We start from the raw sequence: 15,991 nt of genomic DNA, 5'->3' as shown, positions 1-15,991 counted from the left end.
CCCCGTTCCACAACCGTTCCGCGTCGGCTGCGGGGCGGCTCAGCCGCCCCCGGCGGCGCGGTCGCGGTCCAGCGCCTCGATCAGCCATTCGCGAAAACGCCGGATCTTGAGTACCTTGGCGCGCGCCTCCGGGTAGACCAGCCAATAGGCCTCCCCCATCGAGGAGAGCTGCGCGAACGGGCGCACCAGCCGCCCCGCGACGAGATCGTTGTGCCAGAAGAAGGGCGTCAGCATCGCCACGCCCTGCCCCGCGATCGCCGCATGGCCCTCGTGCGCCTGCGAGTCGAGCCGCATGCCGGTCCGCCGCGCCTCGACCACGTCGAGCCCCGCCTCGCGCAGCCACTGCGCCCACCACGGGTCCTGCGCGCTGATCAGCGGCAGCTGGAGCAGGTCGACCGGGTCGAGTCGCCCGCCCTGCTCGGCGAGGAAGCCGGGCGAGCACATCGGCGTGAAGTCGAGCGGCAGCAGTACGTGCTGCGCCAGGCCGGGCCAGTTGCCCGGCCCCGAGCGGATCGCGACGTCGACCTCGTCGGCGGCGAAGTCGGTCAGCGCGTTGCTGGTCCATAGCCGTACCGCGGTGGACGGGTGCGCGAGGTGGAAGCCGCCGAGCCGCCACGCCAGCCAGGTGTTGGCGAAGGTGTTGGTGACCGAGACGGTCAGCACCGCCTCGTCCTCGGCGCGCAAACCGGCGAAGGCGGCGTCGATCGAGTCGAACGCGGCGGCGAGCTGCGCGCCGGCGCGGCGCCCCGCCTCGGTGAGCGTCACCCGACGGCGATCGCGGCGGAACAAGGGGACGCCGAGCCGCTGCTCCAGCAGCCGGATCTGATAGCTCACCGCCGCCTGGGTCATCCCCAGCTCGCCCGCGGCAGCCGTGAAATTCTCGTGGCGCGCGGCGGCCTCGAAGACGCGGACGGCGGCGAGCGGCGGGAGTTGGCGCATGTGCGCAGCATAAGCGTCACTTATCAACTCGGGCCAGCTCTTTGTTGGCGCACCGCGGCCGCACAGCGCATGTCGACAGCGCCAGCGATGGAGAACGGTCATGAACATGGATTTCGAGAGCGAAGCCTTTGCCCGCCATCACGAGACGCTGTCGGGCGGTATCCACACGTTCGTAGAATCACTCCTAGCGGGGATCGCGGCACTGCAGCGCCGCCGCTTCGCCGCACCCTGGCGCACGCCGCCGCGGCGCGCGCGCTGAGCGATCACCGCCGCGCTTTCCGGGACGAGCGGAGGCGCTGCGGGATCGATCGGCGCGGGTCGTGCGCTACACGCGGGGCGCCGGCGGGCCTCAGGCCGCCGCGTATCGACGCCACGCACGGGAGCCGCTGTTTGCCACGCTACGGGATGATCGACGGCCTGCGCGGTTTCTTCCTCGTCTTCATGCTGATCAACCACCTCGTCTTCCAGGGCGAGCTGTGGTTGCAGCGGATCAACCACAATCAGTTCGCCTATGTCGAGGACGCGCAGGGCTTCGTCTTCCTGTCCGGGCTGATGATCGGGCTGGTCTACGGCCGCAAGATGCTCAGGCTCGGCGCGCCCGCGGCGGGCCGGCTGGTCTGGGCACGCGCTTTCGAGCTGTATCGCTACGCCATCGGGATCGTGGTCGCGGTGCTGCTCGCGCGGCTGGTGCTGCCCGACGCGGCGCGGCTGTGGGGCAACTGGCTCGGCCACACCAGCCTCACCGGCGAGCCGCTGCGGTTGCTCGCGATCGCCACCTTCGTGTTCCAACCGACGGTGATGGACATCCTGCCGCAATATGTCCTCTACATGCTGGTGGCACCGCCGATCCTGAGACTGTGCCTCGACGGTCGCGTCGCCCTGGTGGCGACCGTGTCGGGGCTGCTGTGGCTCGCCGGGCAGCTCGGCTTCCAGCACGCGCTGACCGATCCGCTCGGGCAGTGGTTCACCGCCTCGGACGGGCAGGGACTGCGTGCCGGCTTCAACCTGCTCGGCTGGCAGATCGTGTTCTTCTCCGGGATGATCGCGGGCGCGCTGACCGCTTCCGGACGGATCGACTGGCATCGGCTGTTCCGTCCTGACCGGAGCGGTGCGGCCAAGATCGCGCTGGCGGTTTGCGTGTTCTTCCTCCCCATCCGTCTGCTCACCGCGCGCGGCATCCTGCCGGACGTCGCGATCAGACGGATCGAGCTGCTCGAGGTGCGCGCCGACTTCAGCCTGGTCTACCTCGTCAACTTCGCCGCGGTGGCGACCGGGCTGGCGTGGCTGATGATCGCCGGGCCGCGGCACGCGCGCGCCTGGGTGCGACAGGTCGCGGGCGCGGCGCGCGGGCTGTTCTCGCTCGCCTTCCTCCGCCTGCTGGGCCGCCACTCATTGTACGTCTACGTCTGGCACGTGGCGATCGTGTACGGCGCCTACTATGTCGACCAGCGCTACGGCCCCTTCCCCGTCTGGGCGCGGACACTGGCGGCGGTGATCGGCGTGGCGTTGCTCACGCTGCCGGCGCTGTGGCGCGAGCGCGGCAGGTCCTCCGCCACCGCGCCCCGGCCGGTGCCGAGCGAGGTGCGCTCATGAGCCGCGCGGCGCTTGCCGCGGCGCTGCTGCTCGCGTCATGCTCGCTCCCGATGACCGCCCCGAGCGCACCGCACCGACCGCTGACCTGGGCCGACCTGAGCGCGCGCGCTCGCCCGACCCCCGACCGCACCCTCTCCTACGGCAGCGATTCGATGCAGAAGGTGGACGTGTGGCTACCGCGCGGCGCTCGGCCGTATCGCACCGTGCTCATGGTCCACGGCGGCTGCTGGCAGACCGAGATCGCCGACCGCAAGCTGATGAACTGGGTCGCCGACGATCTGCGTCGCGCCGGCTATGCGGTGTGGAACATCGACTATCGCGGCGTCGATCGCGCCGGCGGCGGTTATCCCGGCACCTTCGCCGACGCCGCCGCGGCCGCCGATCTGTTGCGTGCGGAGGGGCCGGCGCTCGGGCTTGACCTGCGCCGCATCGTCGCGGTCGGCCATTCCGCCGGAGGCCACCTCGCGCTGTGGCTGGCCGGGCGCCCCCGGCTTCCCGCGAGCAGCCCGCTGCGCCGCGCCGACCCGCTGCCGATCGCGCACGTCATCAGCCTCGGCGGCCTGCCCGACCTCGAGGCGACCGCCGCCAGCCCCGACAACGGCTGCGGCACCGAGGTGGTGGGCCGACTGGTCGGCGGCGGCCGCGCCGATCCCTACGCCGACACGTCGGTGACGCGGCTGCTGCCGCTCGGCGCGCCGCAGGACCTCGTCAACGGGCGCGAGGACCGCATCATCCCCTATCGCCTCGCCACCGACTACGTGGCGCGCGCGCGCGCCGCGGGCGATCGGGCGGCGCTCCACACCGTGCCGGCCACCGGCCACGTCGAACTGGTCGCGCCCGAGACCGGTGCCTGGGCCGAGACCAAGCGGCTGCTCGCGCGGGCCTTCGCTGCCCCACGATGAGGCTGGCCCGCTCGGCCGGCGCTTGACAGCGGCGCCGTCGCGCTCGCCATTCCCATCGCAGGAAGGGGCATTGATGATCCGATCTCGTCTCACGCTCGCGCTGACCCTGCTGCTGATCGGCTGCGGCTGCGGCCGCGTCGACGAGAACGAGAGCGCGAACGCGCCCGCGATCAACGTGACCGCGGCGCCGGGCGTCGCCTTCACTTACGCCTATCTCTATACCCTGCCCCCGGCGGCGATCGCGCGCGTGCAGGAGGAACATGCACGCGCCTGCGAGCGGCTCGGCGTCGCGCGCTGCCGCATCACCGGTATGAGCTTCACCGTCCGCTCGGTCGATCGCGTGGACGCGACGCTGGCGCTCAGACTCGACCCGGCGCTGGCGCGCGCGTTCGGGCGGGAGAGCACGCTCGCGGCGGAACGCGCGGATGGCATGTTGTCGCGTGCGGACATCAGCGGCACCGACGTCGGGAGCGACATAGCCGCCGCGGAGCGGGAACGCGCCGCCATCTCCGACGAGCGCGCTCGGCTCGACCGCGAGCGTCTCGCGACGCACGATGCCAGCACGCGCGCGGCGTTGCTACGCCAGCGCGCGACGCTCGACTCGCAGCGACGCGCCGGTGTCGCCCTCCAACGCGACCACGTCGAGCGGCTCGCCGCCACGCCGCTGACGATTACCTATCGCTCGGGCGAGGCGATCCGCAGCCTGCGGCTTCAGTCGCCCGTGGTGCGCGCCGCGGACACCGCCCTGCGATCGCTGGAGGCGACCTTCACCGCCGCCCTCCAGCTGGCCGCGCTGCTGCTCGGGCCGGCGCTGCTCGCACTGATCGTCTGGCTGGCGTGGCGGTGGCGACTGCGCGGCTGGTGGGGTCGACTTCAGCGCACGTCGCGGGCGGATCACGAACAGCGCGTCTGATTTGCAGCGTCCCCGGCCTTACCCTATAGGCCGCATGATTCCCGCCCCGGCCGCGCGACCTGCTCCGCCGGGGCGCTCCTTTTCCGAGGGTGAGCGATGGCACGGCGGCGGCAGATCTACGAGGGCAAGGCGAAGATCCTCTACGAGGGTCCCGAGCCCGGCACGCTGATCCAGTATTTCAAGGACGACGCCACCGCCTTCAACGCCCAGAAGAAGGGCACGATCAACGGCAAGGGCGTGCTCAACAACCGCATCAGCGAGCACATCTTCACGCTGCTCGACCATATCGGCGTGCCGACCCATTTCATCCGTCGCCTCAACATGCGCGAGCAGCTGATCCGCCAGGTCGAGATCGTCCCGATCGAGGTGGTGGTACGCAACGTCGCCGCGGGCTCGCTGTCGAAGCGGCTCGGGATCGAGGAGGGCGTCAAGCTGCCCCGCACGATCCTCGAATATTATTACAAGGACGACGCGCTCGGCGACCCGATGATCTCGGACGAGCATATCGCCGCGTTCGGCTGGGCCAGCCAGGACGAGATGCACGACATCGCCGATCTGGCGATCCGCGTGAACGACTTCCTCAGCGGCCTGTTCGCCGGGGTCGGCATCCGGCTGGTCGACTTCAAGCTCGAGTTCGGCCGCATCTGGGACAATGATTACAGCCGCATCATCCTGGCGGACGAGATCAGCCCCGACGGCTGCCGGCTGTGGGACATGGAGTCGAACGAGAAGCTCGACAAGGATCGCTTCCGGCGCGATCTCGGCGGCGAGGTCGAGGCCTATCAGGAGGTCGCGCGCCGACTCGGCCTCTTCCCCGAGGGCGGCGAGACCGCGGTGCTCGACATGGAGAGCCATCGCAAGCGCCGCGGCAAGTGATCGCGTCCGCGCCGCCGTGGGAGGTTGCCCCGCGCGGCGCAGCGCGGCATAGCGCGCGACCATGAGACTGCGCATCCATGTCACGCTGAAGCCCGGCGTGCTCGACCCCCAGGGCAAGGCGATCGAGCACGCGCTCGCGGGGCTCGGCTTCCAGGGCGTCGCCGGCGCGCGCGTCGGCAAGCTGATCGAGCTCGACGTCGCCGAGGGCACGTCCGACGCGGACGTCGACTCGATGTGCCGCCAGCTGCTCGCCAACACGGTGATCGAGAACTACCGGATCGAGCGCGCGTGAAGACCGCGGTCATCGTCTTCCCGGGCTCGAACTGCGATCGCGACATCGCGGTCGCGCTCGAGCGGGTGACCGGGCGCGCGCCGGCGATGGTGTGGCATCGCGACACCGAGCTGCCCGAGGGCGTCGGCCTGGTCGCGGTGCCCGGCGGTTTCTCCTACGGCGACTATCTGCGCTCGGGCGCGATGGCGGCGCGCTCGCGGATCATGCGCGCGGTGGCGAGCGAGGCCGGGCGCGGCCTGCCGGTGCTGGGCGTGTGCAACGGCTTCCAGGTCCTGACCGAGGCGGGGCTGTTGCCGGGCGCGCTGATGCGCAACGCCGGGCTCAACTTCGTCTGCCGCGACGTCAGCCTGACGATCGACAACGTGCAGAGCGCCTTCACCAGCCGCTACGCCGCGGGCGAGCGAGTCGTCTTCCCGGTCGCGCACCATGACGGCAATTACGTCGCCGACGCCGAGACGCTCGACCGGCTCGAGGGTGAGGGCCGAGTCGCCTTCCGCTACGCCGAGCCGGTCAACGGCAGCGCGCGCGACATCGCCGGCGTGCTCAACGCGCAGGGCAATGTGCTCGGCCTGATGCCGCACCCGGAGCGGCGGGTGGAAGCGGCGCACGGCGGGGAGGACGGGCGGCGCCTGTTCGAGGGGCTGCTCGAGACGGTCGGCGCCTGAGAGCGGCGCGGCCGACGCGATGCTCGCAGCAGCGTGCGCGGGCCGACGGAGGAGCGCCGCCGCGAGTGTCGGGGCGGCATGACGTTGGCTGGCGTGCGCGAAGCGGCAGGACCACGGTGGCGGAGGCGCGGCAGCCTCACACCCGTGCGCGGAACGGCGTGAAGTTCGTCTCGCGATCGTAGACGTCGACGCCCTCGGCTCGCTTGAGCCAGCCGACCACCAGATAGGTCACCGGCGTCAGCGCCGCCTCCCACCCCGTCTTCAGCGCCCATTGCGTGAACAGCACGACCACTACGAGGTGCGGGGTCCAGCCCGGCGCGCCGAGAAAGGCGAGCGGGTAGAAGATCAGGCTGTCCACGCCCTGCCCCGCGATCGTCGAGCCGATCGTGCGCATCCACAGGTGGCGCCCCTCAGTCATCACCTTCATCCGCGCGAGCACGTAGGAGTTGACGAACTCGCCCGCCCAGAAGGCGCACATGCTGGCGAAGACGATCCGCGGCACCTGGCCGAACACCGTCTCATAGGCGGCCTGGTTGCCCCAGTCGGGCGCCGGAGGCAGCGCCACCACCACCCAGGCCATCGCCGCCATGAACACGGTGGCCGCGAAGCCGACCCAGATCACGCGTCGCGCGTGCGCATAGCCGTACACCTCGGTCAGCACGTCACCGATGATATAGCTCACCGGGAAGAACAGGATCCCGGCGCCGAACGGCCAGTCGCCGATCCCGGGCAGCGCCACCCGCGCGACCTTGCCCGCGCCGAGCACGTTCGACAGCAGCAGGATCGCGACGAACGCCGCCATCACCAGGTCGTAGTAGCGGAAGTGCGCCGCGCCGACGCGCGCGGCGTCGATCGGCGGCGGGGCATGCGAGGGTTCGGCCATGCGCGCGATCATGCCGGCCATTCCTTCCGGCTTCAATCCGCGCTAGGCGCTGCGACGGGCGCCCGTAGCTCAGCTGGATAGAGCAAGGAGCTTCTACCTCCTTGGTCGGGGGTTCGAGTCCCTCCGGGCGCGCCACCCCCTGTGTCGATCGACCTCGGTGAGTTCACCTAGTTACTCCTGTATTCACTAACCTGAGTACTTGCGTCACATACTATTGATCAAGATCTCGCGCATCTGCGACGCGGACACGAGACCGTTGATCGGTGAAGAACGTCGGATCGCCATTTCAGGTCAATCACGTGACCTGCGCCTTATCAGGTCAATTACCTGATTGCGGACCTTTCCATGCCCGAAGAGCCGCGAACCATTTACCTAAGTTTAGTGCATTTTCGTATACCGGCGGCCTGAGAGACGGCCCGCCGCGCGGTCCGACCCAGAGAAGAGGGAAGGAAGCTCCATGATTCAGTGGTTCAAGGCGCAGGCGCCGATCCGAGCGAAGTTCACCGCGCTGCTGGTCGTCTACACCGCGCTCGGCGCCCTGCCGGTCGCGACCACGGCGCTGGCAACGTCGGACGCGCGACTGCTCGGGATCGCGGGCGCGGCGCTGGCGGCGATCGTGATCGTGACGCTCACCGCCCGCAAATTGGTCTGCGACCCCTATGTCGACACGGTCGTGCGGATGGAGGGCCTCGCCATGGGCGACTTCACCACGCCGATCCGCTACACCGATCACGGCGACTGCGTGGGCCGCATGACCAAGGCGATGGACGTGTTCCGCCGCAACGGCGTCGCGCTGGAGCAGTCATCGGCCGCACAGCGGGTCGTGGTCACCTCGCTCGGCACCGGGCTCGAGCGGCTCGCCGCCAACGACCTGACCTACCGGATCGAGACCGCTTTCTACGCCGACTACGACCGGCTCCGCCTCGATTACAACCGCGCGATGGACGCGATGTCGGCGGTGCTCGGCGCGGTGACCGCTGCCAGCCAGGGCATCGACAGTGGCGCGGCGGATATCCGCAGCGCCTCGGACGAGCTCTCGCAGCGCACCGAGCAGCAGGCGGCGAGCCTGGAGGAGACCGCCGCCGCGATGGAGCAGATCACCTCCACCGTCCGCGAGACCGCCGATGGTGCCGAGCGCGCGCACCGGGCCGTCACCGGCGCGCGCGACGAGGCCGAGCATTCCGGCGGCGTCGTCCGCCGCGCGGTCGAGGCGATGGGCGGGATCGAGCGCGCCTCGAACGAGATCAGCGAGATCATCAGCGTGATCGACGGCATCGCGTTCCAGACCAACCTGCTCGCGCTGAACGCGGGCGTCGAGGCGGCACGCGCCGGTGACGCCGGCAAGGGGTTCGCGGTCGTGGCGAGCGAGGTTCGTGCGCTGGCACAGCGCTCCGCCGACGCGGCACGCGACGTCAAGGCGAAGATCACCGCCTCGACCGAACAGGTCGACGCCGGCGTCGGCCTGGTCAGCCAGACCGGCAGCGCGCTGGAGCGGATCATCGCGCGCATCAGCGAGATCAGCACGCTGGTGGCGACGATCGCCAACTCGGCCAAGCACCAGGCCACCGGGCTTCAGCAGATCAACACCGCGGTCAGCGAGATGGACGGCGTGACGCAGCAGAATGCCGCCATGGTCGAGGAAGCCACCGCGGCGGCGCGCAGCCTGGCCGACGAAGCCACCCAGCTGGCGGCGCAGGTCGCACGCTTCCGCCTTGCCAGGAGCCGCCCGACGACCGCGATCGTCCCCGCCGCGTCGCCCGTGCACGAGCTGCAATCGCGCGCCGCCAGCGCGGGTCGCGAGATCGCGCGCGGCGCGCGCCAGCACGGCGTGACCGGCACCAACGGCGCCGTGCTCGCGATGGCGCAGGACGATTGGTCCGAGTTCTGATCGGCAGCCCACCCCCTGTCACGCGGCCGAGGCGCCGACCCGCCGCGTCTCCGCCCCCCCCAGCGGCGGCCGGCGAGCGGGACCGCGGCCGGTCGCGACCGAGCTCGCCGCCGACCGATCGTCGCGCTGCGTCGCGGCGATCGCCGAGGTCGTCGCGCGGGACGATCATCACGCGCCCGCGCCCGGATCGACCGACGCGCGGTCGCACCGATGTCGTCGGGAGCGCAGGTCGTCGCGCGCGTCCTCGAGCGCATCGTCGCCCCCAGGGCGCTCGGCCGTCCCAGGCGGGCGCTCGCCGCGTGGAGGACCTACGGGTTCACTCGCTCGCCCGCCAGTCCGCCGCGCCGACGGGCGCGCCGCGAGCGTCCCTGACCATCCCGGCGCCGCGCCGGGCGCGGGGAGCGATCCGCGAGCTCGAGGCGAGCGTGACGGCGCTCGCAGGATATCGGCGCCGGCGGCGGGGCGAAATCGCCGCGCCGCGCGCTGGCGCGGGCACTCTACGGCAGCGGGTTCCGCGCTGGAGGATCTCACCTACCAGCGCGATGCCGGGCGGCGAGGCGACCGCTCCCGCTAAATCATCGCGATGAACGGACCCGGTGACCCCGCCGTGCCGGCGAACGTGAACCCGGCGAGACCCGCGTCGCCCGCCCGCACCGGCGCTCCGCGCTCACATCGGTACGCGCGCCTCACGGAACCGGATATCGTGGCTCACGCCATGCGCGACCCTGCCGTGCCGCACTCAGGCGAGCATCCTCAGAACGACGACCAATCCTCCTCCCTGGACGCGGCCCCGCTCTTGGCGACCAGCCGGATCGGACCGCGGGACGGCCGCGCGCCGGCGGCCGAGCGCGCGCCGGGCGCGGGCGCACTCGTCGCCCTGGCGACGCGGGTCGACGGCGGCGGCGCCTGCTCGACCGTGAAGATCGCCACGGCACCCGCGAGCTGCTCGGCCTCATGTGCCAGCATCTGCGAGGCCGCGGTCGATTCCTCCACCATCGCGGCGTTCTGCTGAGTCACCGAGTCCATCTCGCCGATCGCGATATTGACCTGGCCGAGGCTCTGCGCCTGATCGTCGGCCGAGCGCGCGATCGTGCCCATGATCGTGCTGACGCTGACCACGCGCTCGATGATCCGGTCGAGCGCCTTGCCCGTGGCATCCACCAGCTCGACGCCCGACTGGACATGCTCGATCGCCGAGAGGATGCGCGACTTCACGTCGGAGGCGGCGTCGGCGGAGCGCTGCGCCAAGGCGCGGACCTCGGAGGCGACGACCGCGAAGCCCCTGCCGGCGTCACCCGCGCGCGCCGCCTCGACCCCCGCGTTGAGCGCGAGCAGGTTGGTCTGGAAGGCGATGCCGTCGATCACGCTGATGATCTCGGCGATCTCGCGACTGGCCTGATCGATGCCGTTCATGGCCTGGACCGACTGGCGCACCACCGCCCCGCCCTGCTCCGCCTCGGTGCGCGCCTCGGCCATCGCGCTGTTCGCGTTGGCGGCGTTGGTCGCTCCGGTGCGCACGGTCGCGGTGATCTCGTCCATCGCCGCGGCCGTCTCGCGCAGGCTGGCGGCCTGCTGCTCGCTCCGGCCGGAGAGCGCGCGTGCGGCATGGCTGATCTCGTCGGCGTTGCGCTTGATCGTGTGCACGCTGCCGCGCACGTTCTTGGTGAGATCGGAGAGCTTGCCGACCGCATCGTTGAAGTCGTGCGCGATCTGCTCGAACGAGCGGGGCACGTCGGTGAGCCGCACCGTCAGATCGGCCTGGGCGAGCCGGCGCAAGCCGTCGCCGATCGCCGCCATCGCTTGTTCGCGCTCGATGTCGGCGGTCATTTTGGCGCGCGCCGCGTCGCGGAACACGATCACCGCGCGCGCCATGTCACCCAGTTCGTCGCGGCGATCGGCCGGCACGCTGACGTCGAGCCGGCCGTTCGCCAGGTCGGCCATGCGCCTGGTCAGCGAGCTGATCGGTCGCGCGATGCTGCGGCTGAGCATCACCGCCAGGATCACCGCGACCGCGATGAGCACCAGCCCCCCGATCACCAGCGCTACCGTCGCGCTGGTGAGCGCATTCTCCTGGCGCGCGGCGTTGCGCTGCATCGCCTCGGTCTCGCGGTCGCGCACGTCGCGCAGCGGCAGGATCGCCGCGCTGGTCAGCACCGCCTTGCCGGCGTCGCGCACCACTTGTTCCGCCGCGTCGCGCTTCCCGGCCTTGACCATCGCCACCAGCCGGTCGCTCCAGTCGCGGCGCCACTTCATCGCCTCGTTCCGCCCCGTCTCGAACAGTCGATGCTCGGTCGGGTCGGTCAGCATCGGGCCGAGCTCGGCCGCGGCGCGGTCGTATTCCGTGCGCGACTCGTCGTAGGACTTGAGGTAGCTCTTGTCGCCGGTGACCAGATAGCCGCGCAGCTGGCTGTTCTCGCGCAGCAGCGAGGTCTCGAGCGTCAGCGCCTTGGCATAGATCGTCTGCGCCCGGTTGTTGTCCTCGGTCGCGTCGCGGATCATCCAGACGCTGGCGAAGAATACCGTCAGCATGACCGCGGCGGTGCCGATGATGACGAAGAACGACATCGCCAGCTTGCGGGGGATGCTCATTCCCCTGATCATCGTACGATCCCTTCATCCGCGCGGCGATGGTGTCTCACTCGGTCGTCCCCTTTTATGATGCGAGACGTGAGCCATCCCGCACGTGATGGCGGGATGACCCAAATTGGTTAAAAATCGAGGCGCAAGGTCGCCGAAATCGTGCGACCAGTGAGCGGCCGCGCGCCGACCAGCGGGGTTCCCTCTACACCCTGGCTGTCCGCCGAGGGCGACGACGGGGCGTCGAGACCGGCCAGCGCCACTGTGTCGAAGAGGTTGCTGGCATTGACGATCAGACGCAACCGATCGGCGGGTCGTAGCTCGACGAAGGCGTTGGTGGTGACCGCGGCCGGGATCACCAGCTTGTTCTCCTCCTGCGCGAAGCTTCTCGTCGCGCCGATGAAGGTGGCGCCGAACGCGACACGCGAGAGATCGATTTCCGGGGACGCCTGGAAGCGCAGCCTGGGCTGGGCCCGCGGTACGTGGCCGCTCAGCCGCGGATCGAGCCGATCCTTGTCGATCGTCGCGTCGGTGTAGGTCGCCCCGCCGCGGAGGCCGAGAACGCCCAACCGCAGCGAGCCCTCGAACTCGATCCCCCTGGCCGAATAATCGCGCTGGATCGGCCGGCTGCGGATCGCATCGTAATTGTCGTCGAAGGTGGACGCCCAGAAACCGGTGAGGTTCAGCGCGAGCGTCTCGCTGCGGTACTTCGCGCCCGCCTCGGCCTGGCGAACGCTGTTCACGGCGGCCGACTGGTTCCGCAGGTGGCCGTTCGCGCTGAGCTCGCCATGGAACAGCAGGCGCGTGGCCGGCGTGCGGGCGCCACGGCTGTAGCGCGCGAACACGGCCAGCGGCTCGACCACCCGGTACGTGACGCCACTCGAGTAGGAGAGATAATGATAATGGTAGTCGACCGGCGCCGGCGTCTGGAAGGCCGTGGTCTGCACCGCCGATTCCGGCAACGACACGACGCCGTCGTGATTGATGTCGAGCGGGATCTGGGTCCAGCGTCGCTCGCGGTCCGCCCCCCAGGTCCGCCCGATCGCGCTCCCCCGATCGTAGCGGACGCTTCCGCCGATCGACACCTTGCCGACATGGTAATTGAGCGAGGCGAAGGGCGCGTCGATCGCATTGTCGGTCTGCACGGAGCGGCGCGACAGCGGCGCGAACGCGTTGCGGTAGAAGAAGACGCCGTGGTCCGTCAGGCTCTTACCGTCCTGCGTCACGACATCGGTCAGCGCCGCATTGCCGTTGCCGCGCAGGTCGGTCAGCATGGTCACCCACAGCGCATCGTTGTCGATCGTCTGTCGCGCGGTGTAGAGGCCGCCCGTCACCGTCAGCTCGCCCGCGCCGACGTCGTACAGCCGGCTGACTCGCACCTCGTTGGTGACGTCGTCATAGCTGTGGATCGGCAGGTCGAGCATGACGACCGCGGCGCTGAGGCCGTTGCCGTTCAGCGGGTGCGCCGCGCTCGAGACCAAGGGCTGGCCGGTCCGCGGGCCGGAGGCATACACCGCTTTGCCGCCGAGCGATCCGTCGAGCCCCTCGGTGATCTCGTTCACCCCATCGTTGATCTCGCTGTAGGCGCTCGTGAACGGCACGGTGACGACACCGTCCACGCCCGAGTAGCGCAGCCGCTCCTGTACCAGCCAGCCCCCCAGGTCGAACTGCGCCTCGACACCGACCGCGCGTTCGCGCAGGTGCTGGCCGTCGCGCAGATCGGCGGAGATCACGTCGTTGCGCCGGCCCAGCAGCAGGAAGTCGCGCAGGTAACGCGACGCGAGCGCGTCGTGCAGCGCATCGAAGCCCTTGATCCGGGTCAGCGTGGGATGGTCCTCGCTGCCGCCGTAGAAGAACGGTACGACGTCGTAGAACGGCGTCCGGTCGTTGAGGTATTTGCCGTACAGCCGCACGTAGCCGCCATCCAGCTCCCGCGTGACGTTGAATCTGACCTGCCCGCCCGTCTGCGCATCATAGCCGGTACGCCGCGGCCCCTCACCCTGGCGGAAGAAGCCCCCCGCCTGAAAGCGCCAGCCGCCGCCGATCGGGCCGCCGTACGTGACGTCCGCGCGCGACGAGCGGTAATCCAGCCCGCTGCTGAGCGCGACCGCGCCCCCCTGCACTTCGCCCGTCTTGGCGATGAAGTTGATCACGCCGCCGGGTGAGTTGGAGGCGAAGGTGGAGGCCGAGCCGCCGCGGATCACCTCGACCTGTGACAGCGTGAGGTCGGTGCGGACGAGATCGAGCGCGGCGGCGCCGAAGATGTCGCCGAACTCGAGCACCGGCAGCCCGTCCTCCTGCACCTGGATGAACTTGGCCCCGCTCGAGGCGGCCGGGAGGCCGCGCACGGTCAGCGTCCCGTTCCCTTCACCGCCGGCGGCGTCCGATCGGAGCCCCGGCACGTCGCGGAGCAGGTCACCCACCCCGCGCGCGCCGAGTCGCTCGACGTCCTCCTCGTGGAGGACGCTGGTCGAGGTGGCGCTGTCCAGCGGGTCTCGCGCGCGCGCCACGCCCGTGCTCACCGTGTCATCGCTCGGCGCGCGCGGCGGCACGTCGGCCGTCGCCAGCACCGGCACGATCAGCGCCGACACCGCGGTGGTGACAAATAAAAACCGAATGCTTTTCACTATTCTTTCTCCCTGCCCGGCAGAACCGCGGCGCTTCGCGCAGCGGCGGCGGCAGAGGAGAGATAGTTGAAACGCCGAGTCCCGACCGCGTGTTGATCGATAATAACTTACCCGATTCGCTGAGTTGAGCCGGGTTCTCTCAACAGCGTCAAGACGATACCATCTGCTACTTCGTTAACGAGGGGGCCGCCGGAGCGCGCCATGTGATCGTCGCGCCATAAGGGTGGCATTCGGCCAGCACCTCCATCCCGCCGTGCGGATAGCTGGTGAGTCGCAGCAGCACCGCGGCGCGGTCCTCGGTCCACTCGAACCCGATCCGGACCAGCGGCCGGTCCTCGGTCGCCGCGGCGCCGGCCGCGGCGATCACCGCGTCGAGCCGGGCGCGCGCCGCGTCGTCGAGATATTGGGTGACCATGGAGTGCACGACCGCGCGGCAGCGTCCCGCGGGCGCGGGCTCGGCGAGGCGATCGCGCAGCCACGTCACCGCATCGCCGCGCTCCACCCGGGGCGGCCACGCGCGCGCGAGCGCCAACGCACTCTCGAGCCGCCGCGATCTCGCCGACTGGTCGGCGAAGACGAAGGCCATCAGCCGCTCGCGTGTCGCGGCATCGGTGACGTCGAGCGGCGCCAGATCGACCCCGCGCGCGGCGACGACCTCGACCGGGGTACCGGGGGGCGGCGCGCCGATCCAGTCCGGCGCGATCCGGACCGGGGACGCGGGATCGCCCGCGGCGACCCCGCCGATCTCGTAGGCATAGCGGCACAGGTTGAGGTTGAGCCCCGCGCTCGCGCCGAGCTCGAGCAACTCGACCGGCAGGTCGAAACGCGTGCGCGCGACCTTGAGCGCGGCGAGGATCGCCGCCGCGCGCCCCACTTCGTTGGTCTGCGGCGTGTGCTGCATCCAATCGGCGATGAAGCCGTCATGCAAGGCGAGCGCCTCGCCGACCGCGCCGTCGATGTCGCGGTGCTCGCCGCGATACAGGGCGCCGAGCCGCGCCGGCGTGTTCCGTCGCGCGAGCGCGTGAAGCGCGGCGTTGAACCGCATCGCCAGCGCCGCGGCGGCACGGTCGCCGGGCCAGCGCGCGAACACCGTGGCGGTGAGCGGCGCGCGCGCCAACTGGTGCGCGCCCGACTCGAGCACCGCCGCGACGAAGGGCGACCCGATCGCTCGCGCGAGCGCGGCCTGACGCCGCAGCTCACCCGCGTCGCGCTCATCATCAAGAAGTTGCTTAGACACCCGTAAGTCTATCCACTGAAGCGGCAGCGCCACGCGCCGATCCCGGCAGTGATGGAAAGTGCTTTCCATCCACTTAACCGCATCGATCTCTTGGCCGACCGGAGCGCGCCGTGCCATCTCGTCGATGTCCGCGCAATCTCTCTCGCCGGATCCGTGTTTAACGTCATCTTAGGACGATGTGGCCATGAGGAAGTCGGCGCGTCGGCACCGCCCGGGAACCGACCCAGTCGCCCGACGCGCCTATATTGGGGGATGGGACAGGGTGAAGGCTGGTCCTCGCCGCGGCGAGCGATCATCCGACCCGGTTCCGCGCCCGACTGACCAGGATCTCGCCATGGCGTACGTGCTCCCTCCCCGTCTCGACACCGCCGCCGCGCCGCCGCTCCGCGTCGCGTTGAAGAAGCTGGTCGAGCAGGCGCAACCGCTCGCGATCGACGGCAGCGCGGTGGAGCAGATCGGGCAGGCCTGTCTCCAGGTCCTGATCGCCGCGCGCACCGCGGCGGCGGCGCAGGGGCAGCCATTCGCCCTGACCGCGGTCAGCATTCCCTTCGCCGACGCCGCCGCGCTCGCCGCGGTCGACCTCTCCGCCGCCTAAGCGC

At 70.5% G+C, this 15,991-nt stretch carries 14 protein-coding genes and 1 tRNA gene; 10 read left to right on the top strand and 5 right to left on the bottom strand.

What is annotated here, in order from left to right:
- Positions 1 to 39 precede the first annotated feature (39 nt).
- Positions 40 to 939 carry a transcriptional regulator GcvA gene (gcvA, locus tag FHY05_RS04635; RefSeq protein WP_183943223.1) on the bottom strand — a complete coding sequence of 300 codons (900 nt, stop codon included), beginning with the start codon at positions 937 to 939 and terminating at the stop codon, positions 40 to 42.
- A 100-nt stretch (positions 940 to 1,039) separates the two neighbouring features.
- On the opposite strand from gcvA, the gene FHY05_RS04630 reads away from it, so the two are divergent.
- The 7 genes from FHY05_RS04630 (at position 1,040) to purQ (ending at position 6,180) form a co-directional block, all read left to right on the top strand.
- Positions 1,040 to 1,198, top strand: a complete 159-nt coding sequence (locus FHY05_RS04630) for a hypothetical protein (RefSeq protein WP_183943222.1) — start codon at positions 1,040 to 1,042, stop codon at positions 1,196 to 1,198.
- 131 nt (positions 1,199 to 1,329) lie between these two features.
- Entirely contained in the window at positions 1,330 to 2,532 is a 1,203-nt protein-coding gene (locus tag FHY05_RS04625) for an OpgC family protein (protein WP_183943221.1), read from the top strand.
- Entirely contained in the window at positions 2,529 to 3,434 is a 906-nt protein-coding gene (locus FHY05_RS04620) for a S9 family peptidase (protein WP_183943220.1), read from the top strand. Before FHY05_RS04625 ends, FHY05_RS04620 begins: the two co-directional genes overlap by 4 nt.
- 73 nt (positions 3,435 to 3,507) lie before the next feature.
- The gene (locus FHY05_RS04615; RefSeq protein ID WP_183943219.1) at positions 3,508 to 4,347 is read left to right on the top strand and encodes a hypothetical protein; all 840 of its coding nucleotides are present in this window, start codon (positions 3,508 to 3,510) and stop codon (positions 4,345 to 4,347) included.
- A gap of 96 nt (positions 4,348 to 4,443) precedes the next feature.
- A complete protein-coding gene (gene purC, locus FHY05_RS04610; protein WP_132907417.1) occupies positions 4,444 to 5,223 on the top strand; it encodes a phosphoribosylaminoimidazolesuccinocarboxamide synthase in 780 nt (259 codons plus the stop codon).
- A 61-nt stretch (positions 5,224 to 5,284) separates the two neighbouring features.
- Positions 5,285 to 5,515, top strand: a complete 231-nt coding sequence (gene purS / locus FHY05_RS04605; RefSeq protein WP_132907416.1) for a phosphoribosylformylglycinamidine synthase subunit PurS — start codon at positions 5,285 to 5,287, stop codon at positions 5,513 to 5,515.
- Positions 5,512 to 6,180, top strand: coding sequence for a phosphoribosylformylglycinamidine synthase subunit PurQ (gene purQ, locus FHY05_RS04600; protein ID WP_183943218.1), 669 nt, complete (start codon positions 5,512 to 5,514; stop codon positions 6,178 to 6,180). The genes purS and purQ overlap by 4 nt, the downstream gene beginning before the upstream one ends.
- Before the next feature lie 136 nt (positions 6,181 to 6,316).
- On the opposite strand, the gene FHY05_RS04595 is transcribed toward purQ, so the two are convergent.
- Positions 6,317 to 7,063 (bottom strand): queuosine precursor transporter, encoded by a 747-nt coding sequence (locus FHY05_RS04595; protein WP_183943548.1) that lies wholly within the window; start codon positions 7,061 to 7,063, stop codon positions 6,317 to 6,319.
- A gap of 58 nt (positions 7,064 to 7,121) precedes the next feature.
- Between FHY05_RS04595 and FHY05_RS04590 the strand changes: the two genes are divergently transcribed.
- Positions 7,122 to 7,198, top strand: a tRNA-Arg gene (locus tag FHY05_RS04590).
- Between the two features lie 322 nt (positions 7,199 to 7,520).
- Positions 7,521 to 8,951 (top strand): methyl-accepting chemotaxis protein, encoded by a 1,431-nt coding sequence (locus tag FHY05_RS04585; RefSeq protein WP_183943217.1) that lies wholly within the window; start codon positions 7,521 to 7,523, stop codon positions 8,949 to 8,951.
- 753 nt (positions 8,952 to 9,704) lie between these two features.
- Here FHY05_RS04585 and FHY05_RS04580 read toward each other — a convergent pair.
- From FHY05_RS04580 to FHY05_RS04570, 3 genes are all read right to left on the bottom strand, one after another.
- The gene (locus FHY05_RS04580) at positions 9,705 to 11,540 is read right to left on the bottom strand and encodes a methyl-accepting chemotaxis protein (protein ID WP_183943216.1); all 1,836 of its coding nucleotides are present in this window, start codon (positions 11,538 to 11,540) and stop codon (positions 9,705 to 9,707) included.
- A gap of 119 nt (positions 11,541 to 11,659) precedes the next feature.
- Complete coding sequence (locus FHY05_RS04575) at positions 11,660 to 14,155, bottom strand: TonB-dependent receptor domain-containing protein (RefSeq protein WP_183943215.1); 2,496 nt, start codon at positions 14,153 to 14,155, stop codon at positions 11,660 to 11,662.
- Between the two features lie 166 nt (positions 14,156 to 14,321).
- Entirely contained in the window at positions 14,322 to 15,392 is a 1,071-nt protein-coding gene (locus tag FHY05_RS04570; protein WP_311732371.1) for a DUF2332 family protein, read from the bottom strand.
- 334 nt (positions 15,393 to 15,726) lie between these two features.
- Between FHY05_RS04570 and FHY05_RS04565 the strand changes: the two genes are divergently transcribed.
- A complete protein-coding gene (locus tag FHY05_RS04565; protein ID WP_183943213.1) occupies positions 15,727 to 15,987 on the top strand; it encodes an STAS domain-containing protein in 261 nt (86 codons plus the stop codon).
- Positions 15,988 to 15,991: the final 4 nt, after the last annotated feature.

This window comes from Sphingomonas sp. BK580, from assembly GCF_014194975.1.
Taxonomy (GTDB): domain Bacteria; phylum Pseudomonadota; class Alphaproteobacteria; order Sphingomonadales; family Sphingomonadaceae; genus Sphingomonas.
This window is presented reverse-complemented; position numbering and strand designations above follow the sequence as displayed.

Coding starts and splice junctions, on each gene's coding strand:
- gcvA (WP_183943223.1), bottom strand. CDS start 939: ATGCGCCAACTCCCGCCGCTCGCCGCCGTCCGCGTCTTCGAGGCCGCC.
- FHY05_RS04630 (WP_183943222.1), top strand. CDS start 1,040: ATGAACATGGATTTCGAGAGCGAAGCCTTTGCCCGCCATCACGAGACG.
- FHY05_RS04620 (WP_183943220.1), top strand. CDS start 2,529: ATGAGCCGCGCGGCGCTTGCCGCGGCGCTGCTGCTCGCGTCATGCTCG.
- FHY05_RS04615 (WP_183943219.1), top strand. CDS start 3,508: ATGATCCGATCTCGTCTCACGCTCGCGCTGACCCTGCTGCTGATCGGC.
- purC (WP_132907417.1), top strand. CDS start 4,444: ATGGCACGGCGGCGGCAGATCTACGAGGGCAAGGCGAAGATCCTCTAC.
- purS (WP_132907416.1), top strand. CDS start 5,285: ATGAGACTGCGCATCCATGTCACGCTGAAGCCCGGCGTGCTCGACCCC.
- FHY05_RS04595 (WP_183943548.1), bottom strand. CDS start 7,063: ATGGCCGAACCCTCGCATGCCCCGCCGCCGATCGACGCCGCGCGCGTC.
- FHY05_RS04585 (WP_183943217.1), top strand. CDS start 7,521: ATGATTCAGTGGTTCAAGGCGCAGGCGCCGATCCGAGCGAAGTTCACC.
- FHY05_RS04580 (WP_183943216.1), bottom strand. CDS start 11,540: ATGAGCATCCCCCGCAAGCTGGCGATGTCGTTCTTCGTCATCATCGGC.
- FHY05_RS04565 (WP_183943213.1), top strand. CDS start 15,727: ATGGCGTACGTGCTCCCTCCCCGTCTCGACACCGCCGCCGCGCCGCCG.